This window comes from Prescottella equi (genome assembly GCF_002094305.1).
GTDB classification, from domain to species: domain Bacteria; phylum Actinomycetota; class Actinomycetes; order Mycobacteriales; family Mycobacteriaceae; genus Prescottella; species Prescottella equi.
Genome location: NZ_LWTX01000002.1, coordinates 399,063 through 416,569, shown reverse-complemented (window position 1 = coordinate 416,569; position 17,507 = coordinate 399,063). Strand labels below are relative to the sequence as shown.

At 69.5% G+C, this 17,507-nt stretch carries 17 protein-coding genes and 1 pseudogene; 9 read left to right on the top strand and 9 right to left on the bottom strand.

Going from position 1 to position 17,507, the window contains the following annotated elements; all coding sequences use genetic code 11:
* Positions 1-8 precede the first annotated feature (8 nt).
* The 3 genes from A6I89_RS07565 to A6I89_RS07555 are packed head-to-tail and all read left to right on the top strand — an operon-like array spanning position 9 to position 1,724.
* Positions 9-614, top strand: coding sequence for a TetR/AcrR family transcriptional regulator (locus tag A6I89_RS07565; RefSeq protein WP_022594342.1), 606 nt, complete (start codon positions 9-11; stop codon positions 612-614).
* Positions 615-648: 34 nt separating this feature from the next.
* Positions 649-1,455, top strand: coding sequence for a TrmH family RNA methyltransferase (locus A6I89_RS07560; RefSeq protein WP_022594343.1), 807 nt, complete (start codon positions 649-651; stop codon positions 1,453-1,455).
* Positions 1,452-1,724, top strand: a complete 273-nt coding sequence (locus A6I89_RS07555) for a DUF2537 domain-containing protein (RefSeq protein WP_013415047.1) — start codon at positions 1,452-1,454, stop codon at positions 1,722-1,724. Before A6I89_RS07560 ends, A6I89_RS07555 begins: the two co-directional genes overlap by 4 nt.
* A 6-nt stretch (positions 1,725-1,730) precedes the next feature.
* On the opposite strand, the gene A6I89_RS07550 is transcribed toward A6I89_RS07555, so the two are convergent.
* From A6I89_RS07550 to A6I89_RS07535, 4 genes are all read right to left on the bottom strand, one after another.
* A complete protein-coding gene (locus A6I89_RS07550) occupies positions 1,731-2,552 on the bottom strand; it encodes a DUF6928 family protein (protein ID WP_226347400.1) in 822 nt (273 codons plus the stop codon).
* Positions 2,507-3,376, bottom strand: coding sequence for a septation protein SepH (gene sepH, locus A6I89_RS07545; RefSeq protein WP_174525756.1), 870 nt, complete (start codon positions 3,374-3,376; stop codon positions 2,507-2,509). The genes A6I89_RS07550 and sepH overlap by 46 nt, the downstream gene beginning before the upstream one ends.
* Positions 3,377-3,722: 346 nt before the next feature.
* Entirely contained in the window at positions 3,723-4,841 is a 1,119-nt protein-coding gene (gene serC, locus A6I89_RS07540; protein WP_005515069.1) for a phosphoserine transaminase, read from the bottom strand.
* Between the two features lie 56 nt (positions 4,842-4,897).
* The gene (locus A6I89_RS07535) at positions 4,898-6,025 is read right to left on the bottom strand and encodes a citrate synthase 2 (RefSeq protein ID WP_005515068.1); all 1,128 of its coding nucleotides are present in this window, start codon (positions 6,023-6,025) and stop codon (positions 4,898-4,900) included.
* A gap of 227 nt (positions 6,026-6,252) precedes the next feature.
* On the opposite strand from A6I89_RS07535, the gene pdxH reads away from it, so the two are divergent.
* The 6 genes and pseudogenes from pdxH (at position 6,253) to A6I89_RS24815 (ending at position 11,212) form a co-directional block, all read left to right on the top strand.
* The gene (gene pdxH, locus A6I89_RS07530; protein WP_005515067.1) at positions 6,253-6,903 is read left to right on the top strand and encodes a pyridoxamine 5'-phosphate oxidase; all 651 of its coding nucleotides are present in this window, start codon (positions 6,253-6,255) and stop codon (positions 6,901-6,903) included.
* Positions 6,900-8,180 (top strand): MFS transporter, encoded by a 1,281-nt coding sequence (locus A6I89_RS07525; RefSeq protein WP_013415050.1) that lies wholly within the window; start codon positions 6,900-6,902, stop codon positions 8,178-8,180. Before pdxH ends, A6I89_RS07525 begins: the two co-directional genes overlap by 4 nt.
* On the top strand, positions 8,173-9,093 hold the full coding sequence (locus A6I89_RS07520) for a carbohydrate kinase family protein (protein WP_022594349.1): 921 nt from the start codon (positions 8,173-8,175) through the stop codon (positions 9,091-9,093). The genes A6I89_RS07525 and A6I89_RS07520 overlap by 8 nt, the downstream gene beginning before the upstream one ends.
* A 57-nt stretch (positions 9,094-9,150) precedes the next feature.
* Complete coding sequence (locus A6I89_RS07515) at positions 9,151-10,449, top strand: citrate synthase (protein WP_005515064.1); 1,299 nt, start codon at positions 9,151-9,153, stop codon at positions 10,447-10,449.
* Between the two features lie 37 nt (positions 10,450-10,486).
* Positions 10,487-10,837 (top strand): annotated as a pseudogene (locus tag A6I89_RS24820) (FKBP-type peptidyl-prolyl cis-trans isomerase); the annotation flags it as partial.
* Positions 10,838-10,846: 9 nt separating this feature from the next.
* Positions 10,847-11,212 (top strand): FKBP-type peptidyl-prolyl cis-trans isomerase, encoded by a 366-nt coding sequence (locus tag A6I89_RS24815; RefSeq protein ID WP_269149624.1) that lies wholly within the window; start codon positions 10,847-10,849, stop codon positions 11,210-11,212.
* A gap of 164 nt (positions 11,213-11,376) precedes the next feature.
* Here the strand turns inward: A6I89_RS24815 and A6I89_RS07505 are convergent, their stop codons facing one another.
* From A6I89_RS07505 to A6I89_RS07485, 5 genes are all read right to left on the bottom strand, one after another.
* Positions 11,377-12,459 (bottom strand): alpha/beta hydrolase, encoded by a 1,083-nt coding sequence (locus A6I89_RS07505; protein WP_022594370.1) that lies wholly within the window; start codon positions 12,457-12,459, stop codon positions 11,377-11,379.
* 152 nt (positions 12,460-12,611) lie between these two features.
* Entirely contained in the window at positions 12,612-15,002 is a 2,391-nt protein-coding gene (locus A6I89_RS07500) for a lysylphosphatidylglycerol synthase transmembrane domain-containing protein (protein ID WP_022594372.1), read from the bottom strand.
* Positions 14,992-16,296, bottom strand: coding sequence for a sensor histidine kinase (locus A6I89_RS07495; RefSeq protein WP_022594374.1), 1,305 nt, complete (start codon positions 16,294-16,296; stop codon positions 14,992-14,994). The genes A6I89_RS07500 and A6I89_RS07495 overlap by 11 nt, the downstream gene beginning before the upstream one ends.
* Positions 16,293-17,027 (bottom strand): response regulator transcription factor, encoded by a 735-nt coding sequence (locus A6I89_RS07490; RefSeq protein ID WP_044990608.1) that lies wholly within the window; start codon positions 17,025-17,027, stop codon positions 16,293-16,295. Before A6I89_RS07490 ends, A6I89_RS07495 begins: the two co-directional genes overlap by 4 nt.
* 5 nt (positions 17,028-17,032) lie before the next feature.
* Complete coding sequence (locus A6I89_RS07485; RefSeq protein WP_022594378.1) at positions 17,033-17,494, bottom strand: MarR family winged helix-turn-helix transcriptional regulator; 462 nt, start codon at positions 17,492-17,494, stop codon at positions 17,033-17,035.
* Positions 17,495-17,507 lie beyond the last annotated feature (13 nt).

The following is a 17,507-nucleotide window of genomic DNA, read 5'->3' as shown; positions in this document are numbered from 1 at the left end:
TTGGCGACGTGGTGAAGCGAACCAGTACCGAGGCCCGCCGCGAGGAGATCGCCGACGCGGTCCTGCAGGTGATCCGGCGCGACGGCATCGGCGCCGCCAGCGTGCGCACCGTCGCCGACGAGGCCGGGCTGTCCACCGGGTCGCTGCGGCACTTCTTCGGCACCCAGTCCGAACTGCTGCTGTTCGCGATGGAACTGGTCACCAGGCGGGTCCACGAGCGCATCGCGGCGATCGAATTCACCGGCGACCTGCGCGCCGACGCCCGACTGCTGGCCGAGCAGTTCGTCCCGCTCGACGCCGACCGGCGCGGCGAGATGGACGTCTGGCAGGCCTTCGTGGTGGCCGCGCGCACGGATCCAGCCCTCGCCGCGGTGCGCGACCGCACCGACCGGGAGATGTACGAGGGTTTCCTCCGCCTCGTCGGCGCGCTGCACGACGCCGGCCTGCTCGCGCCGGACACATCGGTGGAAGTGGAAGCGGCGCGGTTGCACGCCCTGGTCGACGGCCTCGCCGCCCACGGCGTCAACCACCCCCGCCGCATGGACGCCGAGCGGCTCCACGCCGTCCTCGACGCCCACTTCGCGGCCCTGCTCGTGGATGGGGACACCGTGTAGCCGAACGCCGAGTCCGGTACGGCACGATGGACCCGTGGTTCACGTCATCGACATCGCAGACCCCGCCGACCCCCGGTTGGGCGACTACCGCGATCTGAATTCGTCGGATCGTCGCCCCGACCTGCCCGGAGGCAAGGGCCTGGTGATCGCCGAGGGCGTGCTGGTGGTGCAGCGGATGCTCGCATCGCGCTTCACCCCGAACAGCCTGCTCGGCGTCGACCGACGTCTCACCGAACTGTCCGCGGACCTCGAGGGCGTGGACGTGCCGTTCTACCGAAGCACCGCCGACGTGATGGCGCAGGTCGTGGGCTTCCACCTGAACCGCGGTGTCCTCGCGGCCGCGCACCGCCCGCCCGCCCTCGACGTCGAGGACGTCCTGCGCGACGCCCGCACCGTCGCGGTGCTCGAGGGCGTCAACGACCACGAGAACATCGGCTCGATGTTCCGCAACGCCGCCGGTCTCGGTGTCGACGCCATCCTGTTCGGCGCTGCGGTGGCGGACCCGTTGTACCGGCGGGCGGTGCGCGTGTCGATGGGGCACGCGCTACGGGTTCCGTTCGCGCAGATCCCGGAGTGGCCGCGCGGACTGAACATTCTGCGCGACAAAGGTTTCCAGCTGATCTCACTCACTCCGAATCCGTCGGCGCCGACGCTCGCGGAGGCGATGACGGGCGAGAGGGTGGCATTGCTGCTCGGTGCGGAGGGTCCGGGATTGACCGAAGACGCGATGCGTGTCACCGACGTGCGTGCCCGCATCCCGATGTCGGCGGGTACCGATTCGCTCAACGTGGCGACCGCGGCTGCGATGGCGTTCTACGAGCGAATCCGGACCGGATCGTGACCGCGTCCGCCGATCCGACCCCGTGGGCGACGGGCCTGCTGGTCAGCACGTTCGCCGCGGTGGTGACGCTGGTCGCGGTCGTGGCGTTCGGCGTCACCCTCGCGCACATCCACCCGCTGCTCACTGTGGGGTTCAACCTCGTCGCCGTCGGCGGCGCCGCACCCACCGTGTGGCGGTGGCGGAACCTGCCGGTGTGGCGGTGGGTGGTCTACGGTGTGGCGGCCGGAGTCGTATCCGGTTGGATCGCATTGCTTTTCGGGGCCTTCTAGGCCGCGTCAGCGCTCCCGTCGGAACAGTCGCGCGAACAACGATCGCCGCTGCGGCCGGGCCGCCTGCTCGGGCCGGGCCTGCTCGGCGCGCAGTTGCTCGGCGCGGGCCTGCTCGGCGCGCAGCCTCTCCTGTGCGCGTCGCACCGCCTCCGGCACCTGACCGGTCGGGTGAACGGCGAAGCGGCACACCGTGATCGATGACAGGTCCAGGTCGTCCCCGAGCCATGCGGCCGGGGCCGCCTCGGCGAACGCGCCGGGATCGAACGGCAGCGTCTGCGGGTCCGGCAGGACGTCCATCACCGGCGGCGCCGGGTGCTCGCCCGCCCAGTACGGCCGCTCCCACACCTGGGGCAGACCGAGATCCTCGATGATGTGCACCGGCGTCGCGCTGAACGACCGCTTGAGTTCGCCGTCCTCCCAGTGCGCGAACGCACCCCAGGAACCGGCGGCCGTGTGGACGGTCGACGAACTCAGGTAGGTGTGGGTGGCCCCCGTCGGGCGGATCCAGTGCTCGACGAGCGTCGACGGCGTCGGCGGCAGCGCCTCCCCCGTGCGAACCACGGCGACGCCCGGGTAGCGGCCGACGACCACCTCGCCGGGTTCGGGCTTCACGGCGTCGGACAGCGGCTCGTCACCGAGGTACGTGACGTCGAGACCGGGATGCAGCGTCGCGGCGAGGGCCCGGGCGGACTTCCGGTCCGGTATCGCGCCGCGCAGGACCCCGGTGGGCTCGGTGGCGTCGACGTACCAGATCGTCGAGGAGGTGACCCCCAGCACCGGCGTCAGCCGCGCCCGTTGCTCCGCACGCCCAGCAGCACGTCGTCCCACGACGGCAGGGCGGGCTTGCCGCGCTTGTCCTTACCAGGCGTCTGCTGCGGCGCGACCTTGGGCTGATCGTGTTCGATCTCGCCTGTGACCTCCGACGCGGGGGCGTGGGACTCGTTGTCCGCCAACACGATCGGAGAATCCTGGGCCTTGTCGGACGGCTCGGTGCTCTCGTGCTCGTGATCCTGCTCGAAATCGGCCGGACCGTAGATCGGGTTGGTGGGCACCGGAGCGAGACCGCGCCGACCGAAATCGGGGTCGACGAGCTGGGCGGCCGTGTCGTCGAGCGCGGTGATGGTGCCGCCGTGCGCGTCCGGCTGGTAACGCCAGTGCGCGGTGTTGGTGGTGCGGCCGGCCTGCCACTGCAGCTGGGCCACCCAGAATCCGTCCTCGTCCTTCCAGGCGTCCCACGTGATGGCGCTGTTCTCGTGACCGCGCGCCTTGAACGCCAGCGTCACGATCTCCGAAAGGGTGTGCACGGCCGGGCCGTCCGGACGTACCGGATGACCGGCCTGCGCCATCTCCGCGGCCCGGGCGCGCTCGAGCAGCACGGGGTACGCGAAGCGTTCCACCTTGGCGTGCGGGATGCCGGCCTGTTCGGCGACCTGTTCGACGGAGGCGCCGGCACGGATGCGGGCCTGGATTTCGCGGGGGCGGAGCTGACTGTCCATTTCGATCTCAATCTGGCCGAGTCGAGCGATGTCCCCGCGGGAGGCCGCGCGGAGTTTGTCATCGGCTGGGAGCCGGAACTTTTCGCCGGTGTCTGGATCAGAACACACCACGTGCGCGCCGCCAGGTTCGAGACCTATTACTCGCAGCTCCCGCACGTTCGTCCTCCTCATCGCGCCGACTCGCGATCACGTCATGATCGACTGTAATTCATCCGTGACCCACGCGCAGGAAAGACACGCGCGCCGTATATCACCCCCCCGCGCGTTTTGCGCACTTATCGCTACCCCGGGGATGTGATGCGCGCGACAAGTGCGCAAAGCGCGGGAGGAGGGGTGGTCCGGGGTGCGACAAGTGCGCAAAACGCGAGGTGGGGGAGGGGAGGGCGCGGAGGGGCGGGGGAAGGAGACGTAGGGACGCAGAAAGGGCGGGCACGCGCACGCGTGCCCGCCCTCGCTACGGAGAACCGGGAAGCCCGGGGCCACCCCTGCGGCCCGGCGGAAATCAGCCGAGCTGCGAGACGACCCAGTCGATGCTCTTGGTGAGCTGCGAGATGTCCTCGGGGTCGATCGCCGGGAACATGCCGATGCGCAGCTGGTTGCGGCCCAGCTTGCGGTACGGCTCGGTATCGACGATGCCGTTGGCGCGCAGGATCTTCGCGACCGCGGCCGCGTCGACCGAGTCGGCGAAGTCGATGGTGCCGACGACCTGCGAGCGGTAGGCCGGATCGGCGACGAACGGCGTCGCGTACTCCGAAGCCTCGGCCCACGAGTACAGGCGCTCCGACGAATCCTTGGTGCGCGCCGTGGTCCAGTCCAGGCCGCCGTTGGAGTTCATCCACGCGATCTGGTTCTCGAACATCAGCAGCGTCGCGAGCGCCGGAGTGTTGTACGTCTGGTCCTTGGTGGAGTTGTCGACCGCGATCGGCAGCGACAGGAAGTCCGGAGTCCAGCGGCCCGAGTCCTTGATCTCGGCCACGCGCTCGAGCGCGGCCGGGCTCATCAGGGCGATCCACAGGCCACCGTCCGCGGCGAAGCACTTCTGCGGCGCGAAGTAGTAGACGTCGGCGTCGGCGGCGTTGACCGGCAGACCACCGGCACCCGAGGTGGCGTCGATCGCGATGAGCGCGTTCTCCGAACCCGCCGGGCGGGACACCGGCACGGCGACACCCGTCGAGGTCTCGTTGTGCGCCCAGCCGATGAGGTCGACCGAACCGTCGGCGACGATCTCCGGTGCGGTGCCCGGATCGCTCGACACGACGATGGGGTCGCCGATGAACGGGTTGTTCTTCGCCACAGACGCGAACTTGGACGAGAACTCGCCGTACGTGAAGTGCTGCGAGCGCTCCCGGATCAGACCGAAGGCCGCCGCATCCCAGAACGCGGTGGAGCCGCCGTTGCCGAGGACGACCTCGTAGCCCTCGGGCAGCGAGAACAGGTCACGCAGGCCCGAGCGCACGCGGCCGACGACGTCCTTGACGGGCTTCTGCCGGTGGCTGGTGCCGAACACCGAGGCGCCGACGTCGACCAGGGACTGCAGCTGCTCGGGGCGAACCTTCGAGGGTCCGCAACCGAAGCGGCCGTCGACGGGCTTGAGGTCGGCGGGGATGATCGGTGTGCTCATCGGTGCGAGTTGTCCTTATCGATTGTGCTCGGATGTGGTTGGACGTCCAGCTGTTTCTAGCTGTGCGAAATCTGGTCCCAGCCCGCGACCGAGTCGGGGGTGCGGGGCTCGGGGCCGGTGTAGATGGCGGCGGGGCGGACCAGCTTGCCCAGACGCTTCTGTTCCATGATGTGCGCGCACCAGCCGGCGGTACGGCCGCACGTGAACATGGCGGGCATCATGTGCGCGGGCACCTCGGCGAAGTCGAGGATCACCGCCGCCCAGAACTCGACGTTCGTCTCGATCGCGCGATCGGGGCGACGCTCCCGCAGCTCGGCGAGCGCGGCCTGCTCGAGTGCCGCGGCCACCTCGAAGCGGGGTGCGTTCAGACGCTTGGCGGTCTCACGCAGCACCCGGGCGCGCGGGTCCTCGGCCCGGTACACCCGGTGGCCGAAGCCCATCAGCTTCTCCTTGCGGTCGAGGATCCCCTTGACCAGGGCGCGGGCGTCGCCGGTGCGCTCGGTCTCCTCGATCATCGGCAGCACGCGCGCGGGGGCACCGCCGTGCAGCGGGCCGGACATCGCGCCGATCGCCCCGGACAGCGACGCCGCCACGTCGGCGCCGGTGGAGGCGATGACGCGCGCGGTGAAGGTGGAGGCGTTCATGCCGTGCTCGGCGGCCGACACCCAGTACGCGTCGATGGCCTCGATGTGCGCCGGATCCGGGTCGCCCTTCCACCGCGTCATGAAACGCGCGGTGACGGTGGGGCATTCGTCGATGAGCTTCTGCGGCACGGCCGGCTGGTAGATGCCGCGCGCGGACTGCGCGACGTACGACAGCGCCATCACCGAGGCCCGCGCGAGATTCTCGCGGGCGGTCTCGTCGTCGATGTCGAGCAGCGGCTGGTAGCCCCAGATCGGGGCGAGCATCGCGAGACCGGCCTGCACGTCGACGCGGACGTCGCCGGTGTGGATGGGCAGCGGGAACGGCTCCGCCGGGGGCAGACCCCGGCCGAACTCGCCGTCGACCAGCAGCGCCCACACGTTGCCGAACGTGACGCGGCGGCCGACGAGATCCTCGATGTCGACACCGCGGTAGCGCAGCGCGCCGCCGTCCTTGTCGGGCTCGGCGATGTCGGTGGTGAACGCGACGACGCCTTCGAGGCCGCTGACGAAATCCTCGGGTACTACAGCGCTGGGTGCCATTGCTCCTGGACTCTCCTCATCCGAGTGCCGCCCGTGCGAGCTGCACTGCCTGCCTCAGCCTTCGACTACTGCAACATGGGGCTTCGAGATACTCCGTCGGGCCTGGTGCTAACCAAACTCTAGCGGGTGTCACCGCTCACCTGGCCAGCGCCTACCCAGGGGTAGCGTCAACGGCTGTGTCGTCAGATTCCCGCCGCCGGGGTTCCCGGAATTCCGATCTCTCCACGATGAGGGTCAGCTACGGCGAAATCGGGCCGCAGCGGCCCGTCGTCGAACCCGATCTCGAGCCGTCCTGGCTCGACGACGGATGGGTCGCGTTGGCGCGCCGGTGGGTCGAGGAGGCAGTCGAGGCGGGACTGCCGGAACCGAATGCGATGGTGCTCGGCACCGTCGATGCCGACGGGCACCCGTGCACACGGACGGTGCTGTGCAAGGGGTTCGACGAGGACGGTGTGCAGTTCTTCACCAATTACGACTCCGACAAGGGTCGTCAGCTGGCCGCGACGCCGTACGCGTCGGTGACGTTCACGTGGATTCCGCTCGCACACCAGCTCACCGTCCGCGGTCCCGTGGTGAAAACCAGCGAGAGCACGACGTCCGAGTACTGGAACAGCCGCCCGCGCGGCTCCCGGCTGGGGGCGTGGGCGTCGGACCAGTCCCGCCCGATCGATACCCGCGCTGACCTCGAGAGCCGACTCGTGGACGCCGGCAGGCGTTTCGGCGTCGACGGTGACATCCCGGTGCCCGCGCACTGGGGTGGGTTCCGGATCCGCCCCGAGTCGGTCGAGTTCTGGCAGGGCCGACCCAACCGCATGCACAACCGCATCCGCACCCGTCTGGTCGACGGCGCCTGGACCGTCGAGCGTCTGCAGCCGTGAGGGGACTGCTCGCCGACGTCACTCCGCTCCGCAATCCCGACTACCGGCGGTTGTGGACGAGCGGCATCGTCACCGTCATCGGCGGACAGCTCACCGTCGTGGCCGTGCCGCTGCAGATCTTCGCGATCACCCAGAACTCGGCCTACGTCGGTCTCGCCGGCATCTTCGGGCTGGTGCCGCTGGTCGTGTTCGGCCTGTGGGGCGGAGCCCTCGCCGACGTCATGGATCGCCGCAAACTGATCGTCATCACCACGCTCGGTCTGATCGGCACGTCGGTGTTGCTGTGGCTGCAGGCCGCCGCGAACGTGAACAACGTGTGGTTGCTGCTGTGTCTGTTCTCGTTGCAGCAGGTGTTCTTCGCGGTGAACTCGCCGACCCGCAGCGCGATCATTCCGCGACTGCTGCCCCTGAAGGATCTGCCGGCGGCGAACTCCCTCAACATGACGGTGATGCAGTTCGGTGCCATCGCCGGTCCGCTGCTCGCGGGCGTCCTCATACCGGTGGCCGGATTGTCGACGGTGTATCTGCTGGACTCGATCGCGCTGCTCGCGACGCTGTGGGCGGTGATCAAACTGCCGGCGCTGCCGCCGACCGGTCCGGCGCGCCGCGCCGGACTGCGCGTGGTGGGAGAGGGCTTCACGTATCTCGCCACCCAGAAGGTGCTGCTGGCGTCGTTCGTCGTCGACATCGTCGCGATGGTGTTCGGGATGCCCCGGGCACTGTTCCCGGAGATCGCTCACGAGTCGTTCGGGGATCCACTCGACGGCGGTGTCGCGCTGGGGCTGTTGTTCGCCGCGATGTCGGCGGGTGCCGTGCTGGGTGGCGTCTTCTCAGGGTGGCTGCCCCGGATCCGCTTCCAGGGCCGGGCTGTCGTGATCTGCATCGTCCTGTGGGGTCTGGCGATGGTCGGGTTCGGTGTGGTCATCGGGATCGCGGGCCCGGACAGCCCGGCCTTCCTACTGTGGCTGGCACTCGCGTTCCTCGCGTTCGGCGGTGCCGTCGACATGGTCTCCGCGGCACTGCGCAGCACGATGCTCCAGCAGGTGGCCACCGACGACATGCGCGGACGCCTGCAGGGTGTCTTCACCGTCGTCGTGGCCGGCGGGCCGCGGATCGGCGACGTCCTGCACGGCGCCGCGGCGTTCGCGTTCGGCACCGCCGTCGCGTCGGCCGGCGGCGGAATCCTGGTGGTGGTCGGCGTCGTCGCCTCGATCCTGGCCTTCCCGGCGTTCATGCGGTACCGCGTGGGCCGGACGGGACGACCCGAACATGTCTGATCCGCGAATCGTGGTGTGCGGCGAGGCGCTCGTCGACCTCGTCCCGACCGGCGGCGAGTCCTTCGACGCGCGCCTGGGCGGTGGGCCGTTCAACGTGGCCGTCTCGCTCGGACGTCTCGGTAGCCGGACGGCGTTCTGTTCGCGGGTCTCGACCGACGCGTTCGGCGACCGGGTGCTCGCGGCGCTCACCGCGTCGGACGTCGACACCCGAATCGTCCAGCGCGGGCCCGAGCCCACCACGCTCGCTGTCGCGGGCATCGGGTCCGACGGCGGCGCCCGCTACACCTTCTATGCCGACGGCACCGCCGACCGGCTCGTCACCGATCCCGGCCGCCTCCCGGACACGGTGGTCGCGGCGTCGTTCGGGACGCTCTCGCTGGTGCTCGAACCGGGCGCCGGCGTCTACGCGGACCTGCTCCGCCGCTGCCACGACGAGGGACGGCTCACGGTCCTCGACCCCAACATCCGCCCGGCTGTCTTTCCCGACGACTACCGCCGCCGTTTCGGCGACCTGCTTCCGTGGGTCGATGTAGTGAAGGTCTCCGACGACGACGTCCAGTGGTTGGGACACGGAGTGGACGGCACCACACCGGAGCAGTGGCTCGATCGCGGAGTTGCCGCCGTCGTCACGACGCACGGGGCGGACGGACTGAGCGTGCGGACGCGGTCCCTGACGGTGCGCGTGCCGGGACGACCGGTGGCCGTCGTCGACACGATCGGTGCAGGTGACACGGTTCAGGCGGCGCTCCTGCATCGGCTCGACCGGCGGGAACTCCTCGGTCGGAATTCGGTATCGCGGCTCGACGGGGGACAATGGCGTGACGCCCTGGAATTCGCGGCGCGCGCGGCGGCGATCACCGTTTCGCGGCCCGGGGCGGACCCTCCGTGGGCAGTGGAGCTCGCGGGCGGCTAGTTTCTACTTGAATGTTACGAAGTTACTCACTGGTCTGAGTTTGAGAGGGATCCTTCCGTGCCCGCTGAGAATGACAACAAACCCACACTCAGCTACCCCGGTGGCGAGCACACGATGTCCATCGCCAAGGCGACTGAAGGCAACGACGGCATCGAGCTGGGCAAGCTCCTTGCCGACACGGGTTACACGACGCTCGACCCGGGCTTCGTGAACACCGCGTCCACCAGTTCCGCAATCACCTACATCGACGGCGACAAGGGCATCCTGCGCTACCGCGGGTACCCGATCGAGGAGCTCGCACAGCGCTCCACGTTCATCGAGGTCAGCTACCTGCTGATCTACGGCGAGCTGCCCACCGAAAACCAGCTCGAGGTGTTCACCGACAAGATCCGTCGCCACACCCTCCTGCACGAGGACCTCAAGCGGTTCTTCGACGGCTTCCCGCGCAACGCGCACCCGATGCCGGTGCTGTCGAGCGCCGTCAACGCGCTGTCCGCGTACTACCAGGACGCCCTGGATCCGGACGATCCGGAGCAGGTCGAGCTGTCCACGATCCGCCTTCTCGCGAAGCTGCCCACGATCGCGGCGTACGCGTACAAGAAGTCGGTCGGTCAGCCGTTCCTCTACCCGGACAACTCGCTGAGCCTGGTCGAGAACTTCCTCCGCATGACGTTCGGCTTCCCCGCCGAGCCGTACGAGGTGGACCCCGAGGTCGCCAAGGCCCTCGACATGCTGCTGATCCTGCACGCCGACCACGAGCAGAACTGCTCGACGTCGACGGTCCGCATGGTCGGCTCGTCGGACGCGAACCTGTTCACGTCGGTCTCCGCCGGCATCAACGCGCTGTGGGGCCCGCTGCACGGCGGCGCCAACCAGGCCGTGCTCGAGATGCTCGACGACATCACCGCGAACGGTGGCGACGTCAAGGAGTTCGTCCGCAAGGTCAAGAACAAGGAAGACGGCGTGAAGCTCATGGGCTTCGGTCACCGCGTCTACCGCAACTACGACCCGCGCGCCGCACTCGTCAAGCAGACCGCGCACTCGGTGCTCGGCAAGCTCGGCGGCGACGACAAGATGCTCGAGATCGCCATGGCGCTCGAGGAGACCGCGCTCACCGACGAGTACTTCATCGAGCGCAAGCTGTACCCGAACGTGGACTTCTACACGGGCCTGATCTATCGCGCGATGGGCTTCCCGACGCGCATGTTCACGGTCCTGTTCGCGCTCGGCCGCCTGCCCGGCTGGATCGCGCACTGGCGTGAGATGCACGAGGATCCGGCCACCAAGATCGGCCGTCCGCGTCAGATCTACACCGGCTACACGCAGCGCGGCTACGTGGACCTGTCCGCACGCTGATCTGTTTCTGCCCGACTACTACTGATCGGACACCATCATGAGCACCAAGCCCGAGATCGAGTTCCAGGAAGGCCCCGCGCCCACCGAACTCGTCATCAAGGACATCGTCGTCGGTGACGGCCCCGAGGCCACCCCCGGCGCGAAGGTCGAGGTCCACTACGTCGGCGTCGAGTTCGACTCCGGCGAGGAGTTCGACTCCTCGTGGGGCCGCGGCGAGTCCATCACCTTCCCGCTCCAGGGCCTCATCGCAGGCTGGCAGGAAGGCATCCCGGGCATGAAGGTGGGCGGCCGGCGTCAGCTGACCATCCCGCCGGAGCTTGCGTACGGTCCGGCAGGCAGCGGTCACCAGCTGTCCGGCAAGACCCTCGTGTTCGTCATCGACCTGCTCGACGTCGTCGTGCCGCCGAAGCCGCCGGTCATCGAGCCCGCCGAGGGCCCGGCGCCGGCCGAGCTGGTGATCGAGGACATCACGATCGGCGACGGCGCGGAGGCTCAGCCGGGCGGTGTCGTGGACGTGCACTACCACGGTGTCGAGTACGACTCCAACGAGGTGTTCGACTCGTCGTTCCTGCGTGGCGAGTCGGTCGCCTTCCCTCTCAACCGGTTGATCCCGGGCTGGCAGGAAGGCATCCCCGGCATGAAGGTCGGCGGCCGCCGCAAGCTCACGGTTCCTCCGGAGCTCGCATACGGTCCCGCCGGTGGCGGCCATCAGCTGTCGGGCAAGACGCTGGTGTTCGTCATCGACCTGCTGGGCACCCAGTAGTCCTGTAGAGCAACAGAACTCGGGCCCCACACCGTTCACCGGTGTGGGGCCCGAGTCGTCTCCGAAGTCCGGTCAGGAGCGCCGGACCGGCGACGAGAAAAGGCGCCCCGACCGAAGTCGGGGCGCCTTTTCGTCAGTATGTTCCTGCTCGACCCTGAGGGCTGTTACGCGGTGCCCATGGACTCGGCCAGCATCGGCCACGAGTTGGCCAGGTCGTCACGCCAGTAGCCCCACGAGTGGGTGCCGGCCGGCTTGAAGTCGAAGTGCGCCTGGTCGCCCATGCCGTTGAAGTTGACGGCGTCGAACAGACGGTGGGTGCACTCGTTGGTGGCCGCCTCGATGATGCCGCCGACGATGATCTGGTTGGCCAGCGTCGAGACGTTACCGTTGATGCCCTGGCTTTCGAGGGTGTCGTGCGGGCCCGGCAGACCGGACGCGTTGGCGACGTACAGCTTCGGGCCGCCCTTGAGCTTGCCGATGTTGTAGATCGGGTCGTGGGCCTGCCAGTCGGGGCTGCCGACCGGGCCCCACATGTTCTCGACCTCGGCGCTGCCGCGGGCCGCGATGACGATCTGGATGTAGGTCTGGCCCATCGGAGTCACGGTGTCCGCGCAACCGCTGTAGGCGCCGACCGCCTTGTACAGCTGCGGATCCTTGAGCGCGAGGTTGAACACCGAGGTGCCCGACGTCGAGATGCCGGCAAGGCTGTTGACCTTGGTGGTGCCGAGCGCGGAGTCGATGACCGGCGGTAGTTCCTGCGTGAGGAACGTCTCCCACTTGTTGACACCGTGCAGGGCGTCGTCGGCCTTCTGCCAGTCGGTGTAGTAGGTGAACGCGCCCTGCATCGGGGTGACCACGTTGACGTGCTTACCCTCGAAGAAGGTGCCGATGTCGGCCTGCTTCTGCCACGACGCCGAGTCCTCGCCGCCGCCTGCGCCGTTGAGCAGGTACAGCGTGGGGGCGGCCTTGGACGTGTCGGCCGGGCGGATGACGTCGAGCGGGATGTCGCGGTTCATCGACTCGGAGCGGACCACCAGGCGGAGCTTGTTGGAGCCGGTCGACGTGGCCGACACGAGCTTGGTGCCACCGTTCGCGCGGGCCGAAGCCTGGACGTTGGCGGCGTCGGTCGCGCCGGGCGTCGAGGCGGAGGCGACCCCGGCTCCGACGAAGACGGGCAGTGCGGCGACCGCCGCAGTCGTGGCGCCGATCAGTGCTTTGAGCCGGCGGGACTTCTGGGTTACGCGCATGCTTTCTCCGCTTCGGTGGTCGGCCGGGAGCAAGGATCAGCTCCGCGGTTCTGAACAGGTGTATATCACTTTCGCTATCGGGACTACGTCTCGATTTGCTACTGGTTGCCGCAAAATTCTTCCGGCGTTCCAGAATTATCGGTCACAAACCGTCAGACCATGTCGTTTTTCTGCAACCAGCGCAATGTCGGCCAGCCGCAGAACACCGGCAGCCAGCAGGTCAGGACGCGGTACAGCAGCACTGACGGTACCGCGATGCCCACGGGCAGCCCGAAGGCGGTCAGGCCACCGATGAGGGCGGCCTCCACCGCGCCCACACCGCCGGGGGTGGGCGCGGCCGACGCCAGGGTGCCGCCGATCATCGTGACGATCGTGACCGTGACGAACGTGGTGCCGCCGCCGAACGCCTCGACGCTGGCCCACAACGCCAGTGCGGCCCCGAGGGTGGTGCCCGCGCTGCCGAGGACGATCAGCATGAAGCGGCCCGGATTGCGGGCCAGTTGCGTCAGGGATCCGAGCACCTCCGTCAGCTGTGGCCGGACCTCGTTGCGCAGCCAGCGCCGCGCCTTGGGGATGAACGTGAAGGTGCCGATCGCACCCAACGCGATGCCCGCGATGAGGTAGAGGGTCGTGCCCTTGGGGACGAAGTGCGACAGATCGGCGTCCCGCCCGGCGGCGACGCTGAAGAAGATCAGCAGCGCCACGTGGGTGACCACCTGCACGGTCTGTTGCAGGGCCACCGCGGCCGTCGCCCGGACGGTGCCGAGGCCGCCCTTCTGCAGGAACCGCACGCTCAGCGCAAGGCCACCGACGCCGGCCGGGGTGGTGGTGGTGGCGAACGTGTTGGCGATCTGCATGATCAGCAGGTGCCGGTAGCGCACCAGCTCGGAGGCGCACGCCCACAGGGCGGCCGCGGCGCCGACGTAGGTGAGGGCCGAGACGACCAGTCCGGCCAGTGCCCACCACCAGTTCGCGGTCTTCAGTTCCGTGAGGAACGTCGGTACCTGGCTGATGAACGGGTAGGCCACGTAGACCAGGCCGATCAGCAGCACCAGCTGGATGATCTGGTTCCGGGTGAAGCGGGTGACCTGTTCTGGGGCGATCTTCTCGATGTCGGTCTGGTTGCTCACCTCGTCCCGGATCGCGCCGAGCAGCGCGGACGAGTCGGGCGCCTGCTTGCGCAGCCGTGACGGCATCGCGGACTTCGTGAGCCGGCCCGACGCGGCGAGGATCCGGTCGCGGCCGCGCGCGGCGAGCGCGGCACGGACGGCCGGCTCCACCCCGAACAGCGTCGCGGTCGTCAGGAGCAGTTGCGCGGTGTCGGACTGTATCTGTGCCTCCGACGACCCCAGTTCGGCGTACGTGAAGCCGTCGAACATGGCCTGGCCGTCGTCGATCCGGATCTCGGACGCGCGCAGGTCGCCGTGCGTGATCTGGCGGGCGTGCAGTTCGCCGAGCGAGGCCCACAGCATCTCGAGCAGGGTGTCGCGAGGGTGGGGGTTGTCGGTCCGGAGCGTCGCGACCGGGGCGCCGTGGGAGAGCGGCCGGGCATAGAGCTGCCACCCGCGGTCGAGGGCGGTGACGGCCATCGGCTTCGACGCCGCGAGTCCCAGATCGGCCACGGCGATCCCCATGAGTGCCCGGTGCTCGACGGCCCGCGCCAGCGACGCGTGCGCGGGGGCGCTCTCGCTGCTGCGCAGCGTCAGCCACTTCGACACCTGCCGGATCGCTCCGCTGCTGCGCTGGTTCTGCCCGTACAGTTCGACGATCATCTCGGGTTCGCCGTCGCGAGACGCGCCGAGGATCAGCGGCCCGCTGCCGGCGGTGGTGATGACGCGGAACGCGGTCACCCGGTGTCCCAGACGCTGCAGCGCCTCGACCGCCGACTCGAGCGGGACCTCCAGCGCGGGGGTGCCCACGACGAGCACGATGATCGCGCCGACGAGGTAGCCCACGGCCAGGCCGAGCATCGAGCGGGCCGGGACGATCGAGCTGACGACCAGATGGATCGGTGCGAACAACAGCAGCAGCGCCCACCACACGCGCCGCCAGCGTTTGGGCAGCCACGGCCCCGAGACGGTCAGGACGGCGGCGAGCATGGCGATCCAGCGGGGGTCGTCGAGGAACTGCGACAGGAACGTGTTGAGGCGGTCCGAGACGTCGAGGTGCCAGCGCGGGGCCGCCAGCCCAGACCCGGTGAACGAGAGCGCCACTCCCGCGATGAGTCCCGCGGCCGCGTAGCCGGCGAGCAGCTTCCAGCGGCGGCCCACGATCAGCTGGATCAGGATCGCGAACGGCAGCGCCAGGATCGCGACGCCGTACAGCAGGTAGACCGTGTCGGACACCCCTGGCGAGAGGATGCCGACGATGTCGGACACCGACGTCTCGAGGGCGTCCCACTCGCTGCGGGTGATCACCGAGCCGGCGATCACGGCGCCGAGCAGGACCAGTGCGAAGACGACCCGCAGGATGTCGCTGGTGCGCCGGATCAGTGGCGGCAGCAGGCTGCCGCTGACCGGGATTTCGCGTCCGTCAACTTTCAAGGGTCACCACCAGTCGCGCGCCGCCGAGGGGGCTGTCCGCGAGGTGTGCCGTGCCGCCGTGCAGACCGGCCTGCTGCGCCACGAGCGCCAGCCCGAGCCCGGAGCCGCCCTTGGCGGCGCTGCTGCCGCGCCGGAAGCGCTCGAACACCTCGGCCCTCTCCTCGTGCGGGATGCCGGTGCCGTCGTCGTCGACGGTGACCGTGACGGTGCCGTCGTCGTCGCGGTGCGCACCGATCGACACGTGCCGTGCGCCGCCGTGCCGGACGGCATTGCTGATCGCATTGTCGATCGACAGCCGCAGTCCCACCGGCAGGCCGCGCACGACCAGCCCGGGTGGCGCGTCGACGGTGACCGTGAGATCCGGACGCAGCCGCTGCGCGTCCTCGGCGGCGAGGTCGCACAGTTCCGTCAGGTCGAGGTCGACGTGGTCCTTCTCGCTGGACAGTTCACCCGACGCGAGCCGTTCCAGCGCGGTGAGCGTGGCCTCGAGCCGGCCCTGTGTCCGCGCGAGGTCGGCGAGGATCTCGGCGCGCTGTTCGTCGGACAGGTCGAGGGTGGTGAGTACCTCGAGGTCGGTGCGCATGGCGGTGAGCGGGGTCCGTAGCTCGTGCGCGGACGCGGCCGCGAAGTCGCGGGCGGTGTCGAGCGCGGCCGCGGTGCGTTCCTGCGCGTCGGAGACGTCCTGCAGCATGGCGCCGGCCGCGGCGGCGAGCTCGTCGGCCTCGCGGACCCCGGACGCCGCGGTGGCGAGGTCGCGGTCGCGGCGGCCGACGCGCTGGGTGAGTTCGACCAGCGGGCGGACGGCGCGGCCACCGAAGAGCCAGCCGAGCCCGGTGGCGGCGACGATCGCGCCCACACCCACCAGTGCGACCTGCTGCTGCTGGTCGGTGGTGGGATCCTTCGCCTCGGCGAGCGGGACCGCCACCGTCAGGAGGGTCGTGGAGTCGGGACCCAGCGGGGCGGTGAAGGTGCGGAACGGGGTCCCGGCGACGTCGACGGTGTGCGATCCGGGATCGAGCTCGGGCAGCCGGCTGGACGTGCTCGACACGACCTTCTCGCCCGCCCGGATCGTCACCGCGAACGCCCCGCCGTCACCGAGGACGTTCAGGAACGGCGCTGCGGCACCGGCATTGACGACGAGCACCCGCGACGCGGTCTCGAGCCGCCGATCGAGCTGCTGCAGATTGTTGCGGGCGATCGCGAGGGCCAGGTACACGCCGACCGCGGCGACGACGATCGTCGCGCCCAGTGCGGTGGCGGCGGCGACGCGTGCCCGCAGCGACTGCGGTCTCATGTCGGTTCCCGCAACACGAAGCCCACGCCGCGCACGGTGTGCACGAGCCGTGGGGTGCCGTCGATCTCGAACTTGCGGCGCAGGTAGCCGACGAACACGTCCACCACGTTGGTGTCGGCGACGAAGTCGTAGCCCCACACCAGATCCAGCAGTCGTTCGCGGCTCAGTACCACCCCGGCGTTGCGGGCCAGCACCTCCGTGAGCTCGAATTCCCTCTTGGTGAGGGTGATCTCGGTGTCGCCGAGCCAGACACGGCGGCCCGCGAGATCCACCGCCAGCGGGCCGACGACGATCGGGGGATCGGTGTCCGTCGCCGCGACGACGACCGAGCGGCGGCGCAGCATCGCGCGGATCCGGGCGACCAGTTCGGCGAGCACGAACGGTTTGACGAGGTAGTCGTCCGCGCCGGACTCGAGCCCGGCGATGCGATCGTCGACCGAACTGCGGGCACTGAGCACGCAGATCGGCACCTCGTTGCCCGCCCTGCGCAGCGCGGTGACCACGCCGGTCCCGTCGAGGACAGGCATGTTCATGTCGAGCACGACGGCGTCGGGCGCCGCGTCCGCGACTACCCTCAACGCCACCGCCCCGTCCGACGCGGTGAGGACCGTGAAGCCGGACAGACGGAGCCCACGCTCGAGCGAGGCGAGCACGTCCGGGTCGTCGTCCACGACCAGTACGGTGGCGGTCACCTGAGCATTGTGCCCGCCGACTGCGGCATTTCCCCTCATCTTCGTCACTCCTCCGGCCGGGGGCGGACGCGGTCGGCGCGTGCGATGACGGTGTCGGCGACCCGGACGAAGGCGTCGAGATCGTGCGGATCGACGCCGTCGAACAGCTGCTGCGCGGTACTGGCCCGCAGGTGCCGGACCCGGTCGGCGTCGTGGTGGCCGCGCTCGGTGAGCGCGACGATGTGGGCGCGCCGATCGGTGGGATGCGGATCCCGGCGCAGGTGTCCGGACTTCTCGAGCGCATCGACCAGCGCGGTGACCTGGCGGGTGCTGCACCGCAGCGCCTTCGCGAGGTCGCGCTGCGTCATGGGCGGATTCTCGAGGACGCACAGCAGCGCACGGGTCCGCGCAGTGGTCAGTCCGACATCGCGGGTGCCCGACTGCAGCGACGCCGACAGGTTCTCCACGAGGACGTACGCGCGGCCGAGCGCGTCGCGGGCGTCGTGGCGGTCGGAGTTGTCGGACACGGCGGTGATGCTA

Coding starts and splice junctions, on each gene's coding strand:
- A6I89_RS07495 (WP_022594374.1), bottom strand. CDS start 16,296: ATGAGACCGCAGTCGCTGCGGGCACGCGTCGCCGCCGCCACCGCACTG.
- A6I89_RS07535 (WP_005515068.1), bottom strand. CDS start 6,025: ATGGCACCCAGCGCTGTAGTACCCGAGGATTTCGTCAGCGGCCTCGAA.
- pdxH (WP_005515067.1), top strand. CDS start 6,253: ATGAGGGTCAGCTACGGCGAAATCGGGCCGCAGCGGCCCGTCGTCGAA.
- serC (WP_005515069.1), bottom strand. CDS start 4,841: ATGAGCACACCGATCATCCCCGCCGACCTCAAGCCCGTCGACGGCCGC.
- A6I89_RS07490 (WP_044990608.1), bottom strand. CDS start 17,027: ATGAGGGGAAATGCCGCAGTCGGCGGGCACAATGCTCAGGTGACCGCC.
- A6I89_RS07520 (WP_022594349.1), top strand. CDS start 8,173: ATGTCTGATCCGCGAATCGTGGTGTGCGGCGAGGCGCTCGTCGACCTC.
- A6I89_RS07505 (WP_022594370.1), bottom strand. CDS start 12,459: ATGCGCGTAACCCAGAAGTCCCGCCGGCTCAAAGCACTGATCGGCGCC.